Genomic DNA, 21,996 nt, shown 5'->3' on the forward strand with positions numbered 1-21,996 from the left:
GGCTAACTATGTCCTTCCGTAGCTACTCGGGTGCGGAAAGGGCGCGAGGGCGGGGAAGCGCACCCAGTCCTTCTGACGTGATCACCCAACCGTCGGGGAGCTCTGCCCCCCGGTCCACCGCCGTGGCGATGTGCGCCATCGCGGCCAGCAGTCCTCCGTTCGCCGGCAGATAAATGGTGAGGAATCCCGGCATTTGTGGATTGTGTCCGTTGGGGAGGAAGACGTTTTTGGGCGACGGGAGCAGGAGGGCGTCGATCGCCCGGCCGACGTCGCCGAGGCGGGCCGCGGTCATCGCCATGACGGGGTAGTCCCAACCCCAACTGGACTGCAGGTCCCAGTGCTTCCACACGGAGTCGAGCGTCGCGGCCATCGTGGCGGGGTTCACGAGATGGGTGTCCGGGAGCCACCCCAGCGCCATGAGCATCGACGGGTGATCCTTCCGGATGAGCAGCGGAGGCGTCGCAATCGCGGCGTACGTGCCGTCGGCCAGCAACGCGGGCCGGCTCATGTTCCGCGCCACCCGGTCCCACTCCTCGCTCGGCTCGAGACCGAGCTCGGTTCTCCACTCGTTCGCCACGCTGAGCGCCCATGACCAGTACGCCAGCTCGAAGGTCGGATTGGCGTTCGTCGCCCGGTCGACGAGGTAGCTCTCCTGCGCGGGGATGAGCGGAGGCGGCAGCTCGAACGCTCCGTCGTGCTCCTCGGTGAAGTCGGCCATGAAGTCGGCGGTCGCCTCGATGAGCGGGTAGTGCTCACGCAGGAACGACTTGCCGCGCCCCTCGCGGCGCAGCAACTCCAGCAGGTAGATCACGTGCGGCTGCTGCCACAGGAGGAAGACGCCGATGTTGCTCGGCGACTCGCGCGCGGACGGATCGGTCTGCTTCGGCCAGCGGGCCCCTCGGTACCCCTGCCGGCGGGCGGTCGCCTCCGCCGCCTCCAAAGCGCCTCGATACCAACGTATGCTGCGCTCGAGCAGCTGACCTCGACCCCACATCGGGAAGTGCGCCGCATGCCACCAGTGCATCTCGAGGTGGAACTTGCCCGACCAGGTGTTGTACGTCAGACCGGACTCCGCAGGAGGCGTGACTCCGGCGCTGTTGACGGCCATGAGGTACTGCGAGAGAACGATGCGGCGTTCCAGCTCCGGAGCGCGCGCGTCCGTACTCCCGGCGAGACTGACCGCGGCACCGGCGCTCCAGTGCTCCACCCACCAGGTCCGCGCGGATGCGCTGACGGCGGAGAAGTCGTCCTTGTCCGGCTGCCGACCCTGATCCGGCGTCAGCGTCACCACGACCTCAAGACCGCTGGTGTCGGTGCGCGCGACGACGGACCGGGCTCCCGCACGCAGGCTACCGGTGGTGCGGACGCTGACGCCGTAGGTCAGCGTCTCCACCGTGCGCCGCGCGTACCAGTGGCGCTCCGTCCGCTGGTCCCAGACCGTCTCCTCCGCGAGCGGGAGCTCGAAGGCGGCCAGGTCGTCCGGCTGGTCGTCAAACACCCAGGCAACGCCCCACCCCCGACGCAAGAGGCCGGACTCGACGCGCACGGCGAAGCGGTGATCCCGTGGGTCGGCGACGGTGGTGACGCGGACACGCTCGCCGTCGAGCACGTACTCGGCCTGGATCGTTCCCGTCCACAGATCGAGCTCGGTGCGGACGTCGGTCAACGCGGACGGATCGTCGAGCCCCGTCCCGTCGGGGCGGACCAGGGAAAGGCGGCCGAGGTGAGCGCGGCGGGGGTTGAAGTGGTACCACGCGCCCGCGACGAACCCGTCGTCAATCGGGTCGCCGGCACGTTGCAAACCCATGCGGTCGAGGTAGGGCACCGGGCCGCGGGACGTCTCGTACACAGTGGTCGCGTCCTCGAGCCGGAGCTCCCGCTCTGTGCGCGTCTCATACCAGCCCCAGGTCGACTGCGTGCGCAAGGGAATCTGAAAGTCGCCGGCGTCGAACGCGCGCGGGCGTTGTTCGGGCAGGCCGGACAGCCCGTCGCGAACGACGCGGTGCGGGTCGGGCACAAGCTCGTGGAAGGACGGGAACGTCTGCAGTCCGGAGATGTCGACCGTGAGCGCGATATCACCGTTGCCCACCGTCAGGACGTCGGCGGGGTGCGCGGACGTCAGCACGGGGTTGTGCCGCCGCACGAGCCGGCACCGGTCGATTGCTTCGGGCATCCTCGTCTTTCCTCTAATTCTCAGTCTCGACTGCAGTGGATGGAGGGACCGCGGTTCGACACGAGCGTGCGGATCGAATGGCCCGTCCCGGGTGCTGCTAGGCCGCCGAGGGCCCGCCGTCCCGGAGCGCGTTGGCCTTGGCGACACCGCCCAGCCACGCGAGGCTCGGCTTGGGCCGGCGCTCGAACGTCTCCCGGTCGACGGCGACGAGGCCGAACGTCGGGTCCCAGTGCCCCCACTCGTAGTTGTCGAGCAGGCTCCAATGGATGTAGCCCCGTACATCCACGCCGTCTCTCATCGCCCCGGACAGCGCGGCGAGCGCGCCGGTGGTGTACGCGACGCGCCGGGAGTCGTCGCCGGTCGCGATGCCGTTCTCGGTGACGACGATCGGGACGTCGGGCAGCACCTCGGCGGTGTGCCGGACGGCGATGCCGAGGGCGTCGGGACGGTACGCCGTACGCACGAGGGTGTTGTCCGGGTGGACGGGGTGCGGCTCGATCCCCTCCAGCCCCACCCACTGTGCCGAGTAGGCCTGCACCCCGATGAAGTCGTCGCCCCGCGCCGCCTCCAGGTAGAGGTCCTCCCAGATGTACTCGAGCCGCCGGCGCACCTCCTCCGCGCCGGGACGGGTCTCGAACGCGCGGCTCGCGACCGACCATCCCACCCGGGCGTCCGTGCGCTCCCGCAGCACGTCCCGGGCCGCGTGGTGCGCCTCGACGAGACGGCGTCCGGTGCCCACCGGCGGAGCCGGCTTCACCGGTCGGGGCGTGTCCGCCTCCAGCGTGGGGCTGAGCCACTCCAGGCCCGAGTCGGGGTCGAGCGTCGCCTCCGCCTCGCGCACCATGATCGCGAGCATGTTGGGCTCGTTGATCGTGCAGACCCACTCGACGCCGTCGAGGATCGAGGTGGCCGTCTCGACGTAGGCGCGGAAGCGGTCCACGGCCCGTTCCCCGTGCCAGCCGCCCTCCTCGGCGAACCATCTCGGCGAGGTGAAGTGGTGGATGGTGACGAACGGGATGACGCCCGCGGCGAGACATTCGTCGATCATGCGCCGGTAGTGCGCGAGCGCCGCGCGCGACACCCTCCCGGGGACCGGCTCGATGCGCGCCCACTCGATGCCGAAGCGGTAGGTGTTCAGGCCCGACTCTGCGACGAGCCGGATGTCCTCGGTGTATCGGTGGTAACTATCGAGTGCGTCGCCGCTGCGATCCGCTCCCGGCATGCGCTCCTCCTGCGCCCAGAAGTCGCTGTTGACGTTGTTGCCCTCGACCTGGTGCGGTGCGGTCGCCGCACCCCAGAGGAAGCCGTCGGGAAAGGTGTGCATTCGTCTCTCGATCATGTGTCGGTGCCGCAGAAATGGCTGGCAGAGGTCGGGACGGGCCTCGGAATGCGAGTTAACGTAGCCGTTACGCCACGCGGAGGTCAAGGAAAAGTGTGTACCGGTCTACGGCATTGCTAGTAGCCAGCACGTGCATCCTGCCGATCATTCGTTACCATTCATAGACCGGTCTACACGTGTGGTGATCTCGGCACCGTAGGATCGGCAGAACTCGGCTGGAGAAGGGGAAGCCCATGGTCGCGCCTGAGCGACGACGAAGAGTAACCATTTCTGACGTGGCGAAACACGCCGGGGTCTCCAAGGCGGCGGTCTCCAAGGTGATCCGGAACGACTACGGCGTCAGCGACGCCATGCGCGACCGCGTCCAGCGGGCCATCGACGAGCTGGGCTATCGCCCGCAGTCCGCCGCGCGGGCGTTGCGCGGGCGGGCGTTCACCATCGGCGTCCTCCTGCAGCACATCGGGATCCCGTTCTACGCCGAAATCGTGACCGGCCTGGTGGACGAGCTCGCCGAGTCCGAGTATCAGGCGATCATGATCCAGGGCGGCACGCGCGACAAGACCGAGAAACGGGCCATCGACGCCCTCATCGACCGGCAGGTGGACGGCATCCTCATGATCGCCCCGCTCGCCGCTCGCACGCATCTGGAGCAGGTGGCCCGCGAGATCCCCACGCTGGTGCTCGGCAGGCACGACCGGTCCCCGGCCTACGACTCGATCGTCGACGACGACCGGACCGGCTCCGAACTCGTCATGGAACACCTGATCGGGCTCGGTCACCGGCGCATCGGGCACATTACCTTCGACAAGGAGCACGGGCAGGCCGCCGACCGCACGCCCCACATCAGGGCCGAGACCTACGAGCGCGTGATGCGCGACCACGGGCTGGCCGGAGAGATCGCCGTTGCCGCGACCTCGTACACCGAGGAGGGCGGCTACCGCGGCGCCCAAGAGCTGCTGAGCCGGTCGCCGCGCCCCACCGCGATCTTCGCCGGTTCCGACGAGGCGGCCCTCGGCGTCCTGGCCGCGCTGCACGAAGCCGGCCTGTCCGTCCCGGGCGACGTCTCCGTGGCCGGCTACGACAACACCAAGCTGGCCGCTCATCCCAACATCGCGCTGACCACCGTCAACCAGGACGGCGTCGTCATGGGCCGCACGGCCGGGCGGCTGCTGCTCGAACGCATCGAAGGCCGCACCTCCGCCGCGCACTTCTCGGTCATTCCGAGCCTGGTCGTGCGGGGCTCCACCGCCTCTCCCCGCCCATGCCCTGCCGATACCGGAACATAACCGGCGCGGACCGTCCGCGACGTGACCGGAGCCGACGCTGCAGGCGACGCGGGTGACCGTGACGATCCGCTTCGATCGACAACCTAGGGCCTGTACGGAGCTGAGATCAGCGGGATTCACCTGCGCAATGGCCCATATTCCTGGTAGGCCATCGCCATGGCGCGTGGAGACCTCACCGATGAGGAATGGTCTTTGATCGAGCTTCACCTGCCCCTGGGTGAGCGAGGCCCGATCCCGGACCTGCGGCAGCAGCTCAACGCCGTGATGTGGTGGTTTCGCACCGGCAGCCCCGCGCTCTTGGGCACCGCGACCGTATGGGCGATCCCGGCGCTCTCCAGCCACAGCCGAAACTTGCTGTCCTGGCCATAGATCTCATCAGATCTCATCGGCGCTCACCCAGCCGAACGGCGCACCCGCCGCCACGGACCGTTCGATCATCGCGCGGGCGAGTGCCGGTCCGGTGGCAAAAGCGACCTCGTCGCCGATGCCGGCGGCCCGGCATCGGGACCGGTCATCGCTTCGCTCCCGGGGCAGGTACAACTCCCGGTCGATCAACGCCCGTCCACGGTCGGAGGCATGGGCGAGGAGCACGCCGATCTGGCAGTTGTCGATCCTTCCGGCGGTGCCGGAGTACTGGCGGGCCACTCCGGCCGAGCGCACGCCCTTCTTGAGGAAGCCGGTCTCATCGACCACCAGGACGCCATGCCGGGCGTCACCCGGGACCTCGACCACGCTCTGGCGCACGTCATCGCGCAGCCCGTCGCTGTCTCGGGCGTAGAAGTTCAGCAGTCGCCGCATCCGCTCCGGGCCGGACTGTCCAGCGGCCTCGGCCAAGGTCCAGCCGTTCTTGCGCTCGCTCTCGCCCGGCAGGCCCCGGACGTAGGCACGCATCCGGCGACGTGTCTGCACCCTTGGGAACCGGCCCGCGAACCGGCCGGCGAACGCCGTGAACCCCGCAGACCATCCAGCCACCGTCTCCGCCGGCATGACCAGATCGTCTACCACGCGACCCTGGATCACAACCTGTTGTTGTCGTAGTAAGCAAGCCGACACGCCGCAACAGCCGTCGCTCGCCGCCTGCTGGGCACTTCCACTACTTCGTGATACTTTATAGCGGTACTCGGTGTCACGGAGTACTAGGGCAAAGGCGAAGAGGACCGGGATGGACGACCTGACGGAGATGCTGAAGGGCACGCTCGAGGGCTGCGTGCTTGAGATCATCGGCAGCGAGGAGACCTACGGGTACGCCATCACGCGTCGGCTGAACGAACTCGGCTTCGTCGACGTCGTCGAGGGGACGGTGTACACCATCCTGCTGCGGCTGGAGAAGAACGGGCTCGTCAAGGTGACGAAACGACCGTCCGGGCTGGGCCCGCCGCGCAAGTTCTATGCGCTCAATGACGCGGGGCGCGAAGAGCTTGCGACGTTCTGGGCGAAATGGGAGTACGTCTCATCACGGATCGACAAGCTCAAGGAGGGCGGGGAATGAACGTCTGGGAGACCATCACGGGCAGCGATCTCACCAGGGAATGGAAGGCGTTCGAAGCCCGGGCCGCGGCATTGCCGGCCGACTACCGGGCGGCGTGGGAGAAGATCAAGGGTCATCTTTTTCCCTACTCGGACTTCACCGGCCGCAACCTGATGCCGATTCTCGACGGTGCTCTGGGGCTGCTCGAAGAGACGGCGTCCGATGGGCAGAGCATTCACGAGGTGCTGGGTGACGACATCGAGGGCTTCTGCGCGGCGCTGGCCGGCGGAGAAGGAGCCCGGAGCCATCGCGACCGGTGGCGCGAGCAGTTGAACAGGAACGTCGCAAGGAAATTGGGCCGGCTGGGAGGCTGACGTGGGCATCCAGGACATCATCGAGGGCAAGAAGCAGTGGCGGGCGCACATGGCGCGGGTCAAGGCGCTCCCGCCGGACTATCGGATCGTCTACAAGGAGATTCAGAGGTACTTCTTCAAGGTCGGGCCGGTCGGGCTGGCTGACGGGTCCCTGCTCTCGGGGATTCTCGATTTCTTCGAGGAGGGCGTGGCGGCCGGCAAGGGAGTCCTGGAGCTCATCGGCAACGACGTCGCGGCCTTCTGCGACGACCTGATCAAGGACTCGCGCACCTACGCGGACATCTATCAGGAGTCCATCGGCGGGAAACCCGGCACGGCCGAGAAGTAGCAGCTGTCGACCCAAGGCGCTGGCGGGTGTTCCTCGACCACCGGGTTTCCTCCTGATGCGTAGCTGCGCGCACCTCGGGCAGGCGTGCTCATGCGGGCAGTCTGCCCCATATGGGCGCCCGCAGGAGCCGAGCTCGACCTTGCGCTTGTCGAACAGGAAGAACGTCTTGATCGCCTGGGCCCGGGCCAGCCGGGTGCCCTTCGCGGTGGCGCGCAGCGCCTTGCCGAAGGTATACATCGGTGTCGGAGGGTTCCATCTCCCACAGCGGCCGGCCGAACCACGCCCGTACCTGCTCCAGGTGCACCACGTCGGAGGAGGTCGTCCCGTCCGACAGCCCCGCCGCCGCCCGGGCCGGCACGAACCCGGACAGCATGTCGGTCTCCAATGCCTCCAAGTCCTCTGCAACGGCCGGGGCACGCGCCACCCGCGGATCCTTCACCACCGCCAGCGCCAACTCCGGCCACCTCGCCTTCACCATCGCCCCGACGAACGGGGGCAGTTCCTCGGAGTAGAAGGAGTTGAGCCGGACGTCGAAGGCGCACAGGGCGATCGTGTCCAGGGTCAGGCGGGTCATGTCGTCGGGGACGTCGATGCGTGCGTCCGGGCCGAAGCGCTCCCAGCGGGTGAACATCTGCTTGGCGATGTCGAGCATCGCGGGGAAGTAGTCCTTCATTGCGACCGGGCCGAAGGCGGAGGTGCTGGCGGAGGCGGCGACGCCGGACGGTGCGTCGGAGTCGCTCGCGACGTCCCATGTGGTGCTCCGGCAGAGCTGGACCTCTGAAATCCGACCCGCTCGGCGTCCGGACGGGCCTGGACGTGGCGGCCCTGATGAATGCGGCGGAGGAGGTGGTGCGGCCGTACCTGACGCGCTGGCCGAAGATGGACCGCAACGCCGCCGTGCAGGACTGGGCGGGGGTGTACTCGTCGTTCCTGCTGCACGCGGAGTGGGCGGCCGAACGGTACGGCGTGCCCGTCCACGCGATCCTGCGCCGCTGCGGCGAACTGGGCCATGTCGGCGGCCGGGAAGACATGATCATCGATGTGGCTCTGCAGTCGAGCAATACTTGATCTACATTGTAAAGGGTAGGGCTTAGTACAAAAATCCGCCCCTGAGCTTCACAAACCCCAACGAGAGCCGACAGCGTGCCGCATGGCGATGTCGGCCCCAGGACTCCCGAAGCTACACCCAGGGGCGAAGTAGCGGTGAGCACTCTTCCGAGTTCGTCGCGTAGGCTCGATCCGGCGGAAGCCGCACCAGATCGCCTGTCGAAGGACACCGCTCTCGGCGCGATTCTCGACGACGACCGGGGCCGTGCCGTTCTCGAGGCACACCTTCCCGCCCTCGTCGGTGACCCGCTACTCGAAGCCGCGCGAGGAACGTCGCCGGCCATGATTGCCGGCTACGCCGGTGAGGCGCTACCGGCGGCCGTCCTCGCGATGATCGACCGTGAGCTATGAGCGCTGCCGTAACGTAGCGATGCCTCAACAAAGGGGAGAGGTTCCGTACGTCGTTCCTCGGCGTACGGGGCCTTCCGGCCGTCATGCCGCCGTAGTGAGTCGTACGGTGATGTACTCCCGCCCCGGCAGATCGACTCGTCCGCTCTCGAATGTCCCCGGCAATTCGTCGATCGTCATGTTCCAGGTGTCGATGATCTCGACGCGGTAGCGGCCGGGTGGTGGGGTCAGCGTGCAGAACAGCGGCTGGCTGAGTCCGAAGTAGATCAGGTAGTACTGGCTGGCGACGCCGGCGGTGGGAGCGTCGGTGTCCGCGGGTGCCCCTATGGGCTCGAGAATGCCACCGGGCGCCTCTGCGGTGATCCGGCGCAGGAAGTCGATGCGCGAGGGGGACTGGCCGGTCAGCTCATCGGGTCACACCTTGTCTTCAGGGGACAGTGTCGGCTCGGTGATCAGCGAGATGCTAGGCGCGTTGTGACGTCGTCATCTGCGCGTGCGCCTCCGCGACGAGCTGGTTGACGGTCTGGGGAGCGATCCGGCCGCCGCTGTACAGCCTACGGCCTCACCGATTCCCCCGTCGGGCAGCTCGCTTGGATCGTCGAGAGGTTCAAAGAGTGGACCGACTGCTCTCAGACGCCCGATGAAGCGGTCGGCCGGGACCGGCTCCTGACCAACGTGATGCTCTACTGGCTGACCGCCACAGCCGGATCCTCCGCCCGCTACTACTGGGAGGATCTCCACACCGCCTGTCCGCCGCGCACCGGGCCACTGACGACCCCCACGGGGGTGGCGGTCTTCGCTGCCGACCTGGCTCGTCCGTCCGGCGGCTGGCCGAACGGGATCACAACATCGTGTACTGGTCGGAGTTCGACGCCAAGTCCGTTGGGGGGGTCGGCCAAGATACGACGGAAACCGGCAACCAGTGATCTTGAGTTGAACTTGCCGCAGGTGAGGTGCTGGGGCGGATCGGCGTCGGCTGCCCGACCAGGGACAGCGATGCGCAAACGCAGCCGGAGGCCCGATCTTGTGTCACTGTTCGTAGTGGACTTCTTCGCGTACCCGCTCAGATCGGTCAACGGCGCACCCGATAGCGCAGGTGAAGCACCCGGTTGCCCTGAATCACCACGTCAGGATCCTCCAACAGGTGCTGCGCGTGGACCGACCCGAAGTAGCGCTTGCCGGACCCGAACACGACGGGTATGACGTCCATGCGCACCTCGTCGATCAGGCCCGCGGCAAGCACCTGGCCACCGACGTCGCCAGCGGCGACCTCGACCATGCGGTCACCCGCAAGCTCCTGTGCCTTGGCCACGGCTGCCTCGACGCCGTCGACGAAGTGAAACGGCGCCTCGGGGTCCCAGCCCTCGGGCATCGGCCGGTGCGACACGACGACCACGTGGTCGATGCCGCTCGGCGGCTTGCCGCCCCAGCCGTCCGTCAGGTCGAAGACGTGGCGGCCGACGATCGTGACTCCGATCTGGTCCCAGTACGCCCGGGTGTAGTCGGAGGACGTCTGCGACACCTTCAGCTCGCCGCTCTCGTCCAACGGGACGTCACCGCTGGACAACCAGTCGAACAGCGGTCCGGGCTGGTCATTCTCGTCCGCGACGAAGCCGTCCACCGACACCGAGCTGTACATGACCACCTTGCCCACGGGGCTCTCCTCTGCTTTGGGGTGCCCCCAAATTAGCGTGTCGTGAGCTGTCGCTCTTGTAAGAAATCAATCGACCGGCAGCGGCCAGCCGTCCAGCGCGTGGCCGGGATGTTCGCGCAGGAACCGCCGCCGGACTTCGACGTACCGGGTCGGCGTGAGCCCGGTGAACGCCCGGAACTCGTGGCCGAAGTGGGCCTGGTCGAAGTAGCCTGCGCCACCGGCGAGGTCGCCCCAGTCGATCGGTCCGGCGGGGTTGATCGCGAACACGGTGGCGGCGAAGCGGTAGGTGCGGGCCAGCCGCTTCGGCGTGACGCCGATGAGCTTCTTGAACCGCTGTGCCAGATGAGTGCTGCTGACACCGGCTGCCACGCTCAGGTCGCCGATCGCCACCGCCCCGCTGGTCGCCGCGATGACGCTGCTCGTATGGCGGACCAGCCCCAGGCCGGCGGTCTCGCACAGCCGTCGCATTAGCTCCTCCTCGAGCAGCGTCAGCATCTCGTGCGGTCCGTCCGCCGTGGCCAGCCGGTCTCGCAGCTCAGCAATGGCGGGCCGGCCCCAAACCTGCTCTACCGTCACCGGCCGGTCACACAGCTCGGCCGCGGGCATCGGCAGGAACGGCGCCAGCCCCCACGGCTTGAAGTGCACGCCGACGGACCGGGTCCGGAGTGGGTAGCCGAACTCCAACGCGCGGGTGGGCATGGTGACCACGCAGCCGTCGGCGTACTCGGCCGTCTCGATGTCGGTGCCGGCGCGGATGCGGAACGGCGCCCCGAGGTTGACGATGAGCAACGCCGCCGGCATCGGCGGCAGCGTCAGCCGGGCGTACGGCGGCGCACCCTCCAGGTAGTAAAGGTCGTCGATCAGCCTGTCCAGCGGCGGTCGCGGCACTCTGGACACGTACTCCACGCCCGCAGTATCGCCGACGCCCCGCCGGCATCGAGCGCCGGGATGGTCCAGCCGCGCTGCCGCCGGAACGGGCGAGCGTCCGGCGTTACGCAGTCGGCAGGTCGGTGAGGTCCAGGCGCCGGTCGGTGCGCAGCTGGATCTCACCGTAGGGGGTCATGTTGGTGTGGAACAGCGGCGTGAGCCCGCGCCGGTCGGCGTCGGTCAGGGCGTTCTCCCACTCGGGTAGGGCGAGGGTGTCCTGGATCATCAGCGTGTTGATCAGACCGAGGGCCGACTGGAGAATGTGCAGGCACGACATCCCCAGTTCCTGTTCTTCGCGCTGGTTGGAGGCGAGCTCTCCGCGCTTGCCGAACTTGATGTAGTCGCCTGCGCCGTTGTAGTTCTCCACCACGTTCAGCCCGGATTCGGTCTCCCGCTGAAGATCGTGGTCGCGAAGCCAGCGGGCCGGGAAGACGGTGCGCTGGGCGCGGCCGACCTCCAGCATCGCGGCGTAGGCGGGGTGGGTGGTCTCGCTGGTGAACCTGCGTAGCAGGGCCTCGGTGGAGGCGGTCCGCAGCCGGAGCGCGGTGGCGTACTTCATCATGATGTCGTAGTTCTGGGTGATGATGTCCCACCGGATCGGCCTGGTCAGCGCGGGTCCGAGCAGCGGGTAAAGGGCGGCAGCGTGTCAGTCGATGGAGGGAATGCAAGGTCCGAAGACGCGCCGGTGAATACCGGTGCCAGCGGTTGGCCCGACCCGTGGTCGGCCGAGCGTGCGGTACGGAGGATGCAGACCATGTTGCACCGTTGGGCGGCCGATGATCCCGGCCGCCGGTTCGGTGACCTGTTCAACCTCGTCCACGACCCGGCGTTCCTGAGACACGCGTGGGAGCGGGTCTCGCGGAATGTCGGGGCGAGGACTCCGGGGATCGACCGGGCCACGGTGGTCTGGATCGAGGCCGTGATCGGGGTCGAGGACTTTCTGGGCCAGCTCCGGGACGCGCTGAAGTCGGGCGGGTTCCGGCTGGTCGAGGTGCGGCAGGTGATGATCCCCAAGGCGAGCGGCAAGGTTCGCAAGCTCGGGATCCCCACCGTTGCCGACCGGGTGGTCCAGGCGGCCCTGAAGCAGGTGCTCGAGCCCATCTTCGAGGCGGACTTCAAGCCGTGCTCGTATGGGTTCCGCCCCAACCGGCGCTCGCTGGTCAAGGCGTTCTTGAAATCCGGGGTCATGACGGCCGACGGAAACCGGGAGGAGACCTGGACCGGAACCCCGCAAGGCGGGATCCTCTCCCCGCTGCTGGCGAACATCGCACTGTCGGCGCTGGACGATCATTTCGACCGGCAATGGCATGAGGAGATGGGCACCCGACGCGCGGCGGAGCGAACCGCGCCGCCCGCCGGCACGTCTACCGATCATGAGGATATTGCCCGCCGTCGTGCTCCTCGCGCTCGTGACGGCCTGCGGCTCCGGCCCAGCACCGGTCACTGCCGAGGAGTTCACCGACCGTGCCCGTGAGGTCGCCGGACGCTGGCAGGGTTCGACGGAGCGCGAGCCGTGGATCGCGGGGTTCGTCCCGCTGCGGAACCTGACCCTGGAGCCCGATCGGGAGCGCACGCCCCGCTGGGTCGGACGGAGTGTGATCAACAGCGCCTGGAAGCTGGAGACCGCGCTCCCGGCCGAGGCGCCGGCCCCGGCCAAGCTGCGCTGGACCGATGGGGGCACGCTGAGCGTGCCGGTCCTGGCGGCCACCGCCGCCTACGCCGGGCTCAGCAAGCCCAAGTCCTTCGCCGACGAGAAGTGCCCGGCCCAGGGTTGCCGGCCCCTGCGCGTGATCGCGGTGGCGCGGGGCGAGGCCACGATGCCCAGCAGCCGGGGGGAGGTGCGGGTACCGACGTGGGACTTCACTGTGAAGGGCGTGCCGGAGCCGTTCCGGCGGGTGGCGGTGGACCCGGCCGCGATGGGCGGGCCGCCCCGGCCGCTGGGCGACGGGATCCAGGAGGTGCACACCTACGAGGTGCGCGCGCCGGCCGAGCTCCGGCTGAGCTACCTGCACGGCATCTGCGACACGACGTACGGCTCGCGCGTCCATGAGACGCCCGAGGCGGTGGTCGTGGACGTCGACGTCCGGCGCGACGACGACGTGGAGGTCTGCCCTGCGGTGGGGAAGATCGACCGGATCGGCGTCATACTGCGCGAGCCCCTGGGCCGCCGGGTGGTGCTGGACTCCAGCAGCGGGGTGCCCCTGCTGCCGCACGGCGACATCCGCCTGGCCGAGTTCCAGAACTATGACCCGCGCCGCTCCTAGCCCGGCGACACGTATGTGCGGGCCGCAACGTGTGGCTCTGCGGCATCGCTAAGCCCGGCCATGGCCTGTCCGCCACCCGACTGGGAAACGATCACCGTTCACCGCTCCTAAGAAGTCCTAACAGAATGAGCTGAACGGTATCTTTGCAGGTCATCGGTTGTTGTACCTGGCATGGGGAAGGGTGAGCAGCTGCCCTGGATCGTTTCAGATGAGCTGTGGGAGCGGATCGAGCCGTTGTTGCCGAGAAGGTGCAGCGCCGCTACCGGCATCCCGGGCGCAGACGGCTCGATGACCGTAAGGCCCTGTGCGGCATCCTGTTCGTGCTCTACACCGCGATCCCCTGGGAGTTCCTGCCGCAGGAACTCGGCTTCGGCTCGGGGATGACCTGCTGGCGCCGGTTGCGCGACTGGCAGCAGGCCGGGGTCTGGGACCGGCTGCACCAGCTACTGCTGGCCGAGTTGCACGCCGGCGACCAGCTGGACTGGTCCAAGGCGGTGGTCGACAGCTCCCACGTGCGGGCGCTCAGGGCGGCCCAAAACCGGTCCGAGCCCGGTCGGCCGCGCCAAGGCGGGCTCGAAACACCACGTGATCACCGACGGTAACGGCATCCCGGTGGCCGTGCGCCTAACCGGCGGCAACCGCAATGACGTCCTGCAGCTGATGCCACTGATCGAGGCGATCCCGCCGGTGCGCGGCAAAGTGGGCAAGCCCCGCCAACGGCCCAGGACGCTGTACGCCGACCGGGCCTACGACCACGTTCGGTGCGCGAGAAACGGATCGCCCCGGTCATCGCCCGCCGCGGTACGACGCACGGCTCCGGCCTCGGCGTTCACCGCTGGGTGGTCGAGCAGACGATCGCACTGTTGCACTGGTTTCGTCGGCTACGCATCCGCTGGGAGATCCGCGACGACATCCATGAAGCCTTCCTGACCCTCGCTCTTGCGATCATCTGCTGGCGTCGTCTCACCCGCTGACCGTGTTTTGCTAGGAGTTCTAACAGTACTAGTCAGAGTCCCGGGATGGTTTACCGGGCGGGGATGCCGGTGCAGGTGGTGTCCCTGGCGGGCAGGACACCGTCGAGCAGGTAGCGGTGGACGGCTCTGTCGACGCAGGCGTTGGGGGTGGAGGTGAACACCCCGGACACCAGGTGGCGGAAGGCGCCGCGCACGGTGACCATGCGGGAGCCGCTCAGGGCCCGGCGCATCGCCCGCTGCCCCGGATAGGGGGTCTTGGGGTCGCCGGAGGCTCCGATGATCAGGGCCGGGACGGCGTTGCGAATCTGGGTGGGAGGCTCGGCAGGGGAGGCCGGCCAGAATGCGCAGGGCAGGTTCATGGCGCGGGTCAGCGGGCCGAACAGAGGCTCGTCAGCGCGGTGGGCCTGGATGTCGCGGTAGTGGGCACCGACATCACGGGAGGCGGGCCCGTCCGCGCAGGTGATCGCCATCCGCGCGCTGCCGGCTCCGTCCGCCTCCGGCGAGGACAGGAACGTCAGCCCCTCCTCCAGGGAGCGGGTCGGGGTGACCTCGGCCCCGCGGGCGGCGTCGTTGAGAACCTGAAGGTCGGCGGCCAGAGAGGCATAGTCCTGCTCGCCGTCCCTGCCCAGGCTGACCAGCAGGATCACCGGGAACATGTGGGTGTCGACCCGGTGGCGGCCGATCCGCAGCGGATCGCGGGCTGCGGCCCGATCGATCCGGTGCACGGTGTCCAGGACCCGGGCGGTCGTGGAGCCCAGGCGGTAGCGGTCGTGACGGTGGGCGGCCCAGCCGGCCCACTCCTTCAGGGCCGCGGCCAGGGCCGGACCCATCGGGCGGGCGTAGCCGGGTCCGGCGGTGTCGGGGTCCAGGGCGCTGTCGAGGACGAACCGGTCGGCGCGGCCGGGGAACAGTTGCATGTAGACCGCGCCCAGGTAGGTGCCGTACGACCCGCCCAGATAGGACAGCTTCGGCTCGCCGAGGGCGGCGCGGATCACGTCCATGTCGCGGGCGGTGGCGCGGGCCGAGGCGTGGGGCAGCAGCTCCCGCTGTCCCACGCAGCGGGCGGCCAGGTCCTCGGCCTGTGCGGCGATCCGGTCGAAGGCGCGCCGGTCCGGGCCGGTCGAGCGCAGGTAGTCACCGATGGGCCACTGGCAGTTCATCGGGGTGCTGCGTCCGGTGAACCGGGGGTCCATCCCGATCAGGTCGTAGCGGGCCGCCAGCGCGGGAGCGGCCGCCTTGAGCAGCGGTGCGTAGATCCTTCCGGGGTCGCCGGGGCCGCCGGGGTTGATCAGCAGCGCGCCGCGCCGGCGCCCAGGGTCGGTGGCCTGCAGCCGGGAAATCGCGACCTTGATGGTCCGCCCGTCCGGACGACTGTAGTCCAGCGGGACCGTGACCTCGGCGCAGCGCGCCCCGGCGGCGTCCAGCTGGGCGCCGAGCTCGTCGCCGGGACCGGTCCGGCAGTCGCGCCAGAGGTTCTTCTGCTGTTCGAGATGGGCGAGTTCGTGGTCCGGTCCGGACTGCCGGGCTCCGGAGGCGGCCAGGGCGCTCGCGCATCCGGACGGGGCGAGCAGAGCGATGATTACGGCGGTGGCCACGGAGGTCTTTCTCATGGGGCCAGCGTCGCGACCGGGCCGCACGGCTCGCATCGGCCATCAAGCCGATCAAGGAACCCTGCGTCTCGGCCGTTCGGCCAGGGTAAGTGCGTCGGGACGCCGCGCCCCCGGAGGGGATAGTTCTTACACACCACAGACGCACTGGGCAGGGGCACTGTCCCTTTCCGCCGTACTTGGTCCACCCTCACAGTAGTCCCGGAACCGTCCCGTATCGGTGCGCCGCTACCGTGGCGCCCGTCGTCGTCACGAAGGATTGGTTCGGCGTGAGCACCATCCACCAGTTGAAGGTCACCTTGGACGATCCGCTGGGCGTCGGTGGCCGAGGTGCCGGGCCGCTGCCCTTCGTCGATCTCGGCCTGGCGCACCCACCCCCGCAATGCCTCGCGGTGAACGCCGAGCTGGTCGGCCACCCGGGCGATCGCGCCTGGGGCGCCGCCGGTCTGCCGGCGGATCTCGAACACCATTCGGACCGCGCGCTCACGAAGCTCTTGGGGGTACTTCCTCGGGGCTGGCATCGTGTCGTGATTCTCCCTTCCGCCAGCAGGTGATGCTGGCTTCAGGGCCTCCACGAAAGTCGGAGTGGTTCACCGCCGTGGCCCGGCTGAGAGCGCAGGGCTTCGATGTGCGTGATGAAGACGTCGTCCGCCTGTCGCCCTTCATCCACGCGCACGTGAACATGCTGGGCCGCTACTCCTTCGCCCTGCCTGAGCTGCCCGGCGGGTTGCGGCCACTGGGAGATCCAGGTGACGTCCATGACGACGACCTCGGCGGCTGACAGCCCTTTCACGCCTCAAGAAGGATTGGTGCAGGAACGAGCGGCAGGAAGCCGATCTTCGCCTCGGCCCGGTGACGGCGCCGGGCCCTTGCCCGCAGGCCTCGCCGCGGCGTGCGGCGGGGCCCTGGCCGGCTCGCAGGTCAGCAGCAGCCCGCGCTCGCACTGGCGGTGACCGGAACGTCCTGGCCGCCGGCCTGCCCGCCGGTGGGGCCGCAGGCACACGGCGCGGCCGGGTCCTGGGCGGTGGCGGCGGACTTGCCGAGGGTGTCGGCATCGGCCTTGACCACGTAGACCTCCCACGGTTCGGCGCCGGGCCCGCGGACCCACACCTTGTCCTGCAGGGCATAGCAGCAGGAGGTGTCGTTCTCGGTGAAGGTCGCGAGCCCGGCGTCGGCGAGCCGCTGGGCGGCGGCGGTGACCTGGTCGGTGTCTTCGACCTCGACGCCGAGGTGGTCCATGCGGGTCTCCTGGCCCTTCTCGCCTTCCAGGAGCACCAGCTTGAGAGGGGGTTCGGCGATGGCGAAGTTGGCGTAACCGGGGCGGCGCTTGGCGGGTTCGACGCCGAAGAGCTTGGAGTAGAAGGCGATCGAGCCCTCCAGGTCCCCGACGCGCAGGGCGAGCTGAACACGGGACATGGTGATCTCCCATCAGAAACCTTGTATCGACGGATGTCGATACAAGGGAAGGTTGTCATTATGGATAGATGCCTGTCAACATAGACATATGTCAAAACAGATGCTGCCGGTGTTCCCGGCCGCCGACGGGTGCTGCACGCCGATGGCCCGCGAACCGCTGGGCGAGGCGGACGCGGCCGCGCTGGCGCGGACGTTCAAGGCGCTGGCCGATCCCGTCCGGCTGCGGCTGCTGTCGCTGATCGCCTCCTTTGAGGGCGGACAGGCGTGCGTGTGCGATCTGACTGGCCCGTTCGACGTCTCCCAGCCGACCATCTCCCACCATCTGAAGGTGCTGCGCGAGGCCGGTCTCGTCGGGTCGGAGCGGCGTGGGACATGGGTGTACTACTGGGTGGTCCCGGCCGCGATGAACCGTCTGGCGAGCCTGCTCCAGGTTCCCGGGCAGGTTTCCGCCCCGCCGGGCTCGGGCACATGAGCCTGCCTTTGGGGCGGCGCCTGGCCGCTGAGGCGACCGGTACCGGCGCCCTGGTGGCCGTCGTGGTCGGCTCGGGCATCCAAGCCGATCGGCTCAGCTCCGATGGCGGTGTGGCGCTGCTGACCAATTCCCTGGCCACGGTCTTCGCCCTGGGCGTGCTGATCGCTTTGCTGGGGCCGGTCTCGGGCGCGCATTTCAACCCGGTGGTCTCCCTGGCCGCCTGGTGGCACGGCCGCCGCGGCGGCGAGGGCCTGGCTCTGCGCGAGGTGGCCGCCTACACCGGCACTCAAAGCGCCGGGGCGATCACCGGCGCCCTGCTGGCCAACGCCATGTTCGACCTGCCCCCGGTGCAGCGGCCTGGCCGGCGTAGCCCTGGCCGCGGCCCTGTTCCCGTCAGCCGCCGGCATCAGGCCCGAGGTATCCGACGCCGCCACCCCTACCTTCGCCGAGCAGGAAAGTTCACACCCGTGAGTACTCACGTTCCGTCCGTGCGGACGGCATCGGGGTTATCGCAGATAATTGGTTACTATCTGCGGTCAATTGCGCTCGAAGAAGCTCGACATAGAACCACACTGCGATGACCTGCTCGGACACGGCTTAGCGCACGATTCGGTTCTGATGTTCCTCAGACCCCGCGTTCCTGCTCGGCTTTCCGGGTCCGGGCTTCCTGTTCCTTCAGCTGGCGACGGAGATCAGTGAGCTCGTGCTGCTGGTCGCTGGCCTGTTGTTCCAGTTCGGTGCTGTGGGCGGTCGTGGTGGCATGCAGCTCGGTGAGTTCGGTGGTTCGCTGGCGCGCGGCGTCACGATCGTGCTCGGCCTGACGCTGCCGGTCGGCGGCACGCTCACGGCGACGTGAGACGCCCGCGTCGCGCATGAGATGAGGACGAGGTGCGCCTCTCGTGGGCGGCGGCCAGGTGGAGGTAGGCGGCGGCCGTCCAGGTGTAGGCACGATCGCGCAGGCCCTGGCCGGTGCGGGCGTCGAAGTTCTCGGCGAACCCCGACCTCTCACACAGCGCGCGGAAGCGGGTGCTGATCTCGTCGGCCAGGTCCGGATATCCGGCGCGGCGCAGTCCGTCCTCGATCAGTACGGTCGAGGGTGCCCAGATGGGACCGCGCCAGTAGCCGTCGTCCAGGTAGTGCGGCGAGCCTGGCAGCTCGGTCGCGAGCCCGAACGCGGTCAGGTGCCGCTCGATCCCGGCGGCCAGCGCCGCGCGGACGGGACGCGGCAGTTCCTCCCCCAGTACGATCGGCATGAGGTCGAGCAGGCTGGAGCTGGACCAGGTACGTCCCGACAGCACGCCACGGGCGACGAACCGTTCGCCGTCCCACAGCTCGGCGAGCAGCGCGTCGCGCATCCGGTCGGCCTGCGCGCTCCACCGGGCGGAGGCGTCCGGGCCGGGGGCCAGGCGGGCCAGTTCGCGCAGCTGGAGGATGAGGAAGGCGGCCAGGTCGGCGCTCTGCACGACGCGTTCGGGGTCGAAGGTGGTGGCGTTGTCCCAGCCGCTGTCGTTGCCATGCTGGTAGTGCGGCAGCTCGTGGCCGGGGACGCGGCGGGCGGTGAGCCAGAAGGTGGTCCAGCGTTCCAGCAGCGGGTAGACGTCCGGCGTCGCAGGAAGGTGCCGCAGGGCCCAGCCGTGGATGGGCGGTTTGACGAAGTTGTAGAGGATTTCGGAGTGGGTGATGGAGTCGGGGAGCGCACCGGAGGCGTCCTGGTGGTCGAAGGGGAGGCGATACTGGTCCCAGGCCAGGCCGGGCAGGCCCCCGGCGACGGCGATGGCGTTGAAGCAGTGGTCCCAGCTCCATACCTTGTCCATCCAGTGCTTCGACATCAGCACCGCCGGGCGGGTGACGAACCCGGCCGGGCGCACGGTGGCCGACCACAACACGTAGGCGGCCAGTTCGGCGGCGGGCGTCCGGTCGCCGCGCCACGGCGCGACCGCCTCCGCGAACGCGTCGAACTCCGCCCGCGCCGCTTTGACCACCTGGTCGAAGGGGTCTTTGGCGGCGTAGGGGGCGCGGGCGGTCTCGTACTCCTCGATGGCGATCTCCCACTCGCCGCTCAGGCGGATTCCCCGCTCGGCGGCGCCGAGCACCTGCGCGCCCAGGTGCTCGGCCCGCCCGCCGAGAAGGGTGATCCGGTAGCGGCGGCCGGTCTGGTAGAGGGTGAAGATGTACGAGCCGTCCACGGGGTCCTGGTAGAAGTACGGGCCGCTGAACGGCGTCAGGACCGGGTCCGCGGCCAGCACGCGCAGCCCGAGGCCGCGGCCGCGCACCCGCACCGTGTCCGCGCTCTCGTAGGCGAGGTCGATCAGGCGCTCACCGTCGTGCCAGGTGAGCCGGTGCGGGGTGGCCGTGATCGCTGCGGCGGTCTCGGGGATCAGCTTCATGACCGCGTGCATGCCGGTCTGGTGCGAGACCAGATGCACCTCCTCCGCGTAGGTCCCTTCCGCCACCACGGGCGAGAAGCCGAACCACGATCCGTGGTAGCTGAACGGGATCTCCCACAGGGAGAACACCGGGCCTGAGGCGGCGACGCTCATGGAGCGGAGGTCCCTTCGAGTTCAGGTGAGGTGGATGTAGTCCAGTTCGGCGTATCCGGTGCCGCCCGCGAAGTACGGCGAGCCCTTGGCCAGGCGGATCACGTTGTAGCCCGCCCGCAGCGTCACCGTGGTGCTGATCGTGGCGCCGAACTGGCCCCACGCGGCGGTCGGCGGGTAGCTGACCGTGCTCCAGGCGCCGCCGTTGTAGGCCAGGCCCTGGGTGGCGGTGGCGCCGGTGCCGTTGGCGTAGCCGATCGTCATCGTGTACGCGCGGGCCGCGGGCACGTTGACGACGAAATCGACGTAGCTGTCGGTGCGCGGGGTGCCGGAGTTGTCGATGCGGCCGACGTAGCCGCCGCCGGACGCGCCGGCGCTGCTCAGCCGCTGGGCGCGGAAGACCGAGGCGTTCTCGGCCTCGTAGCGCTGCTGGTAGGCCGGCACGTCGGCGGCCGGCTCGACGACGAGCTGGTAGGCGCTGGCGGCCACCATGTTCGGCACGGAGACGCTGAGCTGGCCGCCCGAGACGGTGCGGGTGGTGGTGGAGATGGTGGTGGGGGCGGTCACGGCGGTGAAGCGCCCGCTGGAGGGGGTGGACAGGAGGGTGACGCGGACGCTGGAGCCCAGCGCGCCGAGGCCGGTCAGGTTGACCGTGTTGGTGCCCGCCTCGTCACCGAACACGACGTTGACGATCTTGCGGGTGGGGTCGTAGGCGGCGAAGCCGTCCAGGCCGGTCTGAGCACCTGGCGTCGTGGAGACCATGTTGCCGGCCATGTCGCCGTACCACTTGTAGAGCCACCATGTGCCGGTCGGCTGGTTGTTGTTCACGACCAGGCCGTTCATGGTGCCGTACTCGTACCAGAAGGCGCGGTGCGCGGACTCGACGCCGCCGCGCTCGAACTTCGCCACGTAGCTGGCCACCCGGCCGGGCACGTCCACCTCGGCGGGGGCGGCGTACTCGTTGATGGAGATGCGGCGCGGGCTGATGCCCAGCGAGGCCTCCAGGTTGCGGTAGTCGGCGAGGTCGGCGGCGATGCGGGCGGGGTTCTGCAGCTCGTGCCAGCAGATGATGTCGGGCAGGGTGCCGGTGTCGCGGGCGCGGGTCAGGAACGCCTGCATCCAGGCGCGGTTGTAGACGGCGGTGCTCGGGCCGACGATCGGGGTCTGCGGGTCGAGGGCGCGGACGGCCCGGTACGTACGCACCCAGCCGTCGTTGAAGTTGCCCGCGGCGGCGGTGTTCCAAGTGTAGTCGGGCTCGTTCCAGAGCTCCCAGCCGATGACGTTGGTGACGGTGGTGGCGTTCAGGCGGGCCCGCACCATGGTGTCGACCTTGGCCAGCCAGTCGTCCCAACTCACCCACCGGTAGGGGAAGTCGGGGTAGATGTCCGGCATGCGGATGAACTGGCCGGCTCCGACGCGGGTGGCCTGTGGGGCGATCAGCAGGGAGTCGCCGCCGGGCGGCTGGCCGTTGGGCCTCTGGCCGACGCCGGGTGCGGGCTGCGTCAGCGAGTTGACCTTGATCGGCAGCAGTGTGGAGTCGGCCGGGCGGGAGTTCTCCGCCAGGCCGTACAGGCCGCCGGAGGCGGCGTGCGTGACGGGGCGGAACGGCTGGGCGACGTTGACGGTGAGGGTGGCGCCGGCCGCCGCGGCCGGTGGTGCGCCGGCCACCACGGTAGCGGCCGTGGTGACCAGGGCTAAGGCGAGCACTCGGATGCGGGACAT

At 69.1% G+C, this 21,996-nt stretch carries 23 protein-coding genes and 3 pseudogenes; 13 read left to right on the forward strand and 13 right to left on the reverse strand.

Annotation, left to right across the window (positions count from 1 at the left end):
- Window positions 1-22: 22 nt before the first annotated feature.
- Window positions 23-2,173, reverse strand: a complete 2,151-nt coding sequence (locus ABD841_RS07905; protein ID WP_344969332.1) for a hypothetical protein — start codon at window positions 2,171-2,173, stop codon at window positions 23-25.
- Window positions 2,174-2,270: 97 nt separating this feature from the next.
- Window positions 2,271-3,497, reverse strand: a complete 1,227-nt coding sequence (locus ABD841_RS07910; protein ID WP_344969333.1) for a family 1 glycosylhydrolase — start codon at window positions 3,495-3,497, stop codon at window positions 2,271-2,273.
- A gap of 290 nt (window positions 3,498-3,787) precedes the next feature.
- On the opposite strand from ABD841_RS07910, the gene ABD841_RS07915 reads away from it, so the two are divergent.
- On the forward strand, window positions 3,788-4,798 hold the full coding sequence (locus ABD841_RS07915; RefSeq protein ID WP_344969335.1) for a LacI family DNA-binding transcriptional regulator: 1,011 nt from the start codon (window positions 3,788-3,790) through the stop codon (window positions 4,796-4,798).
- 293 nt (window positions 4,799-5,091) lie between these two features.
- On the opposite strand, the pseudogene ABD841_RS07920 reads toward ABD841_RS07915, so the two are convergent.
- Window positions 5,092-5,785 (reverse strand): annotated as a pseudogene (locus ABD841_RS07920) (IS701 family transposase); the annotation flags it as partial.
- Between the two features lie 175 nt (window positions 5,786-5,960).
- On the opposite strand from ABD841_RS07920, the gene ABD841_RS07925 reads away from it, so the two are divergent.
- Genes ABD841_RS07925 through ABD841_RS07935 form a run of 3 tightly spaced genes read left to right on the forward strand, consistent with a single transcriptional unit; the run spans window position 5,961 to window position 6,968 of the window.
- Window positions 5,961-6,287: a PadR family transcriptional regulator gene (locus ABD841_RS07925; RefSeq protein WP_344969337.1), complete on the forward strand. Its 327-nt coding sequence runs from the start codon at window positions 5,961-5,963 to the stop codon at window positions 6,285-6,287.
- The gene (locus ABD841_RS07930) at window positions 6,284-6,640 is read left to right on the forward strand and encodes a DUF1048 domain-containing protein (protein WP_344969339.1); all 357 of its coding nucleotides are present in this window, start codon (window positions 6,284-6,286) and stop codon (window positions 6,638-6,640) included. Before ABD841_RS07925 ends, ABD841_RS07930 begins: the two co-directional genes overlap by 4 nt.
- 1 nt (window position 6,641) lies before the next feature.
- Window positions 6,642-6,968 (forward strand): DUF1048 domain-containing protein, encoded by a 327-nt coding sequence (locus tag ABD841_RS07935; protein ID WP_344969341.1) that lies wholly within the window; start codon window positions 6,642-6,644, stop codon window positions 6,966-6,968.
- An 88-nt stretch (window positions 6,969-7,056) separates the two neighbouring features.
- Here ABD841_RS07935 and ABD841_RS07940 read toward each other — a convergent pair whose 3' ends face one another.
- Window positions 7,057-7,641 (reverse strand): hypothetical protein, encoded by a 585-nt coding sequence (locus ABD841_RS07940; protein ID WP_344969343.1) that lies wholly within the window; start codon window positions 7,639-7,641, stop codon window positions 7,057-7,059.
- Window positions 7,642-7,784: 143 nt separating this feature from the next.
- Here ABD841_RS07940 and ABD841_RS07945 point away from each other — a divergent pair, with 143 nt between their 5' ends.
- Window positions 7,785-8,036: a hypothetical protein gene (locus tag ABD841_RS07945; protein ID WP_344969344.1), complete on the forward strand. Its 252-nt coding sequence runs from the start codon at window positions 7,785-7,787 to the stop codon at window positions 8,034-8,036.
- Between the two features lie 135 nt (window positions 8,037-8,171).
- Entirely contained in the window at window positions 8,172-8,426 is a 255-nt protein-coding gene (locus ABD841_RS07950) for a hypothetical protein (protein ID WP_344969346.1), read from the forward strand.
- 81 nt (window positions 8,427-8,507) lie between these two features.
- Here the strand turns inward: ABD841_RS07950 and ABD841_RS40770 are convergent, their stop codons facing one another.
- From ABD841_RS40770 to ABD841_RS07965, 4 genes and pseudogenes are all read right to left on the reverse strand, one after another.
- Window positions 8,508-8,828 carry a DUF5605 domain-containing protein gene (locus ABD841_RS40770; protein WP_425581957.1) on the reverse strand — a complete coding sequence of 107 codons (321 nt, stop codon included), beginning with the start codon at window positions 8,826-8,828 and terminating at the stop codon, window positions 8,508-8,510.
- A 667-nt stretch (window positions 8,829-9,495) separates the two neighbouring features.
- Entirely contained in the window at window positions 9,496-10,077 is a 582-nt protein-coding gene (locus tag ABD841_RS07955) for a dihydrofolate reductase family protein (RefSeq protein WP_344969348.1), read from the reverse strand.
- A gap of 66 nt (window positions 10,078-10,143) precedes the next feature.
- On the reverse strand, window positions 10,144-10,983 hold the full coding sequence (locus ABD841_RS07960) for a helix-turn-helix domain-containing protein (RefSeq protein ID WP_344969349.1): 840 nt from the start codon (window positions 10,981-10,983) through the stop codon (window positions 10,144-10,146).
- A gap of 85 nt (window positions 10,984-11,068) precedes the next feature.
- Window positions 11,069-11,635: pseudogene (locus ABD841_RS07965) on the reverse strand (Tn3 family transposase); the annotation flags it as partial.
- A gap of 12 nt (window positions 11,636-11,647) precedes the next feature.
- Between ABD841_RS07965 and ABD841_RS07970 the strand changes: the two are divergent.
- The 3 genes and pseudogenes from ABD841_RS07970 to ABD841_RS07980 all read left to right on the forward strand — a co-directional run bounded on the left by ABD841_RS07970 (window position 11,648) and on the right by ABD841_RS07980 (window position 14,242).
- A complete protein-coding gene (locus ABD841_RS07970; RefSeq protein WP_344969351.1) occupies window positions 11,648-12,478 on the forward strand; it encodes a hypothetical protein in 831 nt (276 codons plus the stop codon).
- A complete protein-coding gene (locus tag ABD841_RS07975; protein ID WP_344969353.1) occupies window positions 12,378-13,268 on the forward strand; it encodes a hypothetical protein in 891 nt (296 codons plus the stop codon). The genes ABD841_RS07970 and ABD841_RS07975 overlap by 101 nt, the downstream gene beginning before the upstream one ends.
- Window positions 13,269-13,439: 171 nt before the next feature.
- Window positions 13,440-14,242 (forward strand): annotated as a pseudogene (locus ABD841_RS07980) (IS5 family transposase).
- 50 nt (window positions 14,243-14,292) lie between these two features.
- Here the strand turns inward: ABD841_RS07980 and ABD841_RS07985 are convergent.
- Window positions 14,293-15,852, reverse strand: a complete 1,560-nt coding sequence (locus tag ABD841_RS07985; protein WP_344969355.1) for an alpha/beta hydrolase — start codon at window positions 15,850-15,852, stop codon at window positions 14,293-14,295.
- Window positions 15,849-16,370, reverse strand: coding sequence for a transposase (locus tag ABD841_RS40775; protein ID WP_425581958.1), 522 nt, complete (start codon window positions 16,368-16,370; stop codon window positions 15,849-15,851). Before ABD841_RS40775 ends, ABD841_RS07985 begins: the two co-directional genes overlap by 4 nt.
- 107 nt (window positions 16,371-16,477) lie before the next feature.
- Between ABD841_RS40775 and ABD841_RS07995 the strand changes: the two genes are divergently transcribed.
- Window positions 16,478-16,630 (forward strand): hypothetical protein, encoded by a 153-nt coding sequence (locus ABD841_RS07995; protein ID WP_425581955.1) that lies wholly within the window; start codon window positions 16,478-16,480, stop codon window positions 16,628-16,630.
- 140 nt (window positions 16,631-16,770) lie between these two features.
- On the opposite strand, the gene ABD841_RS08000 is transcribed toward ABD841_RS07995, so the two are convergent.
- On the reverse strand, window positions 16,771-17,265 hold the full coding sequence (locus tag ABD841_RS08000) for an ArsI/CadI family heavy metal resistance metalloenzyme (RefSeq protein ID WP_344969359.1): 495 nt from the start codon (window positions 17,263-17,265) through the stop codon (window positions 16,771-16,773).
- A gap of 88 nt (window positions 17,266-17,353) precedes the next feature.
- Between ABD841_RS08000 and ABD841_RS08005 the strand changes: the two genes are divergently transcribed.
- The 3 genes from ABD841_RS08005 to ABD841_RS08015 all read left to right on the forward strand — a co-directional run bounded on the left by ABD841_RS08005 (window position 17,354) and on the right by ABD841_RS08015 (window position 18,593).
- Window positions 17,354-17,737 carry an ArsR/SmtB family transcription factor gene (locus ABD841_RS08005; protein WP_344969361.1) on the forward strand — a complete coding sequence of 128 codons (384 nt, stop codon included), beginning with the start codon at window positions 17,354-17,356 and terminating at the stop codon, window positions 17,735-17,737.
- Window positions 17,734-18,318: an aquaporin gene (locus ABD841_RS08010; RefSeq protein ID WP_344969363.1), complete on the forward strand. Its 585-nt coding sequence runs from the start codon at window positions 17,734-17,736 to the stop codon at window positions 18,316-18,318. The genes ABD841_RS08005 and ABD841_RS08010 overlap by 4 nt, the downstream gene beginning before the upstream one ends.
- Window positions 18,319-18,440: 122 nt before the next feature.
- Window positions 18,441-18,593, forward strand: coding sequence for a hypothetical protein (locus tag ABD841_RS08015; protein ID WP_344969365.1), 153 nt, complete (start codon window positions 18,441-18,443; stop codon window positions 18,591-18,593).
- Here the strand turns inward: ABD841_RS08015 and ABD841_RS08020 are convergent.
- Together ABD841_RS08020 and ABD841_RS08025 are read right to left on the reverse strand one after the other, a co-directional pair.
- On the reverse strand, window positions 18,580-20,277 hold the full coding sequence (locus ABD841_RS08020; protein ID WP_344969367.1) for an amylo-alpha-1,6-glucosidase: 1,698 nt from the start codon (window positions 20,275-20,277) through the stop codon (window positions 18,580-18,582). The genes ABD841_RS08015 and ABD841_RS08020 overlap by 14 nt on opposite strands.
- Before the next feature lie 21 nt (window positions 20,278-20,298).
- Complete coding sequence (locus ABD841_RS08025) at window positions 20,299-21,996, reverse strand: CBM35 domain-containing protein (RefSeq protein WP_344969369.1); 1,698 nt, start codon at window positions 21,994-21,996, stop codon at window positions 20,299-20,301.

The sequence above is a fragment of the Streptosporangium fragile genome, from assembly GCF_039534445.1.
GTDB lineage: Bacteria > Actinomycetota > Actinomycetes > Streptosporangiales > Streptosporangiaceae > Streptosporangium > Streptosporangium fragile.

Coding starts and splice junctions, on each gene's coding strand:
- ABD841_RS07905 (WP_344969332.1), bottom strand. CDS start 2,173: ATGCCCGAAGCAATCGACCGGTGCCGGCTCGTGCGGCGGCACAACCCC.
- ABD841_RS07910 (WP_344969333.1), bottom strand. CDS start 3,497: ATGCACACCTTTCCCGACGGCTTCCTCTGGGGTGCGGCGACCGCACCG.
- ABD841_RS07925 (WP_344969337.1), top strand. CDS start 5,961: ATGGACGACCTGACGGAGATGCTGAAGGGCACGCTCGAGGGCTGCGTG.
- ABD841_RS07930 (WP_344969339.1), top strand. CDS start 6,284: ATGAACGTCTGGGAGACCATCACGGGCAGCGATCTCACCAGGGAATGG.
- ABD841_RS07940 (WP_344969343.1), bottom strand. CDS start 7,641: ATGAAGGACTACTTCCCCGCGATGCTCGACATCGCCAAGCAGATGTTC.
- ABD841_RS07975 (WP_344969353.1), top strand. CDS start 12,378: ATGAGGATATTGCCCGCCGTCGTGCTCCTCGCGCTCGTGACGGCCTGC.
- ABD841_RS07985 (WP_344969355.1), bottom strand. CDS start 15,852: ATGAGAAAGACCTCCGTGGCCACCGCCGTAATCATCGCTCTGCTCGCC.
- ABD841_RS40775 (WP_425581958.1), bottom strand. CDS start 16,370: ATGCCAGCCCCGAGGAAGTACCCCCAAGAGCTTCGTGAGCGCGCGGTC.
- ABD841_RS08000 (WP_344969359.1), bottom strand. CDS start 17,265: ATGTCCCGTGTTCAGCTCGCCCTGCGCGTCGGGGACCTGGAGGGCTCG.
- ABD841_RS08005 (WP_344969361.1), top strand. CDS start 17,354: ATGTCAAAACAGATGCTGCCGGTGTTCCCGGCCGCCGACGGGTGCTGC.
- ABD841_RS08010 (WP_344969363.1), top strand. CDS start 17,734: ATGAGCCTGCCTTTGGGGCGGCGCCTGGCCGCTGAGGCGACCGGTACC.
- ABD841_RS08020 (WP_344969367.1), bottom strand. CDS start 20,277: ATGAGCGTCGCCGCCTCAGGCCCGGTGTTCTCCCTGTGGGAGATCCCG.
- ABD841_RS08025 (WP_344969369.1), bottom strand. CDS start 21,996: ATGTCCCGCATCCGAGTGCTCGCCTTAGCCCTGGTCACCACGGCCGCT.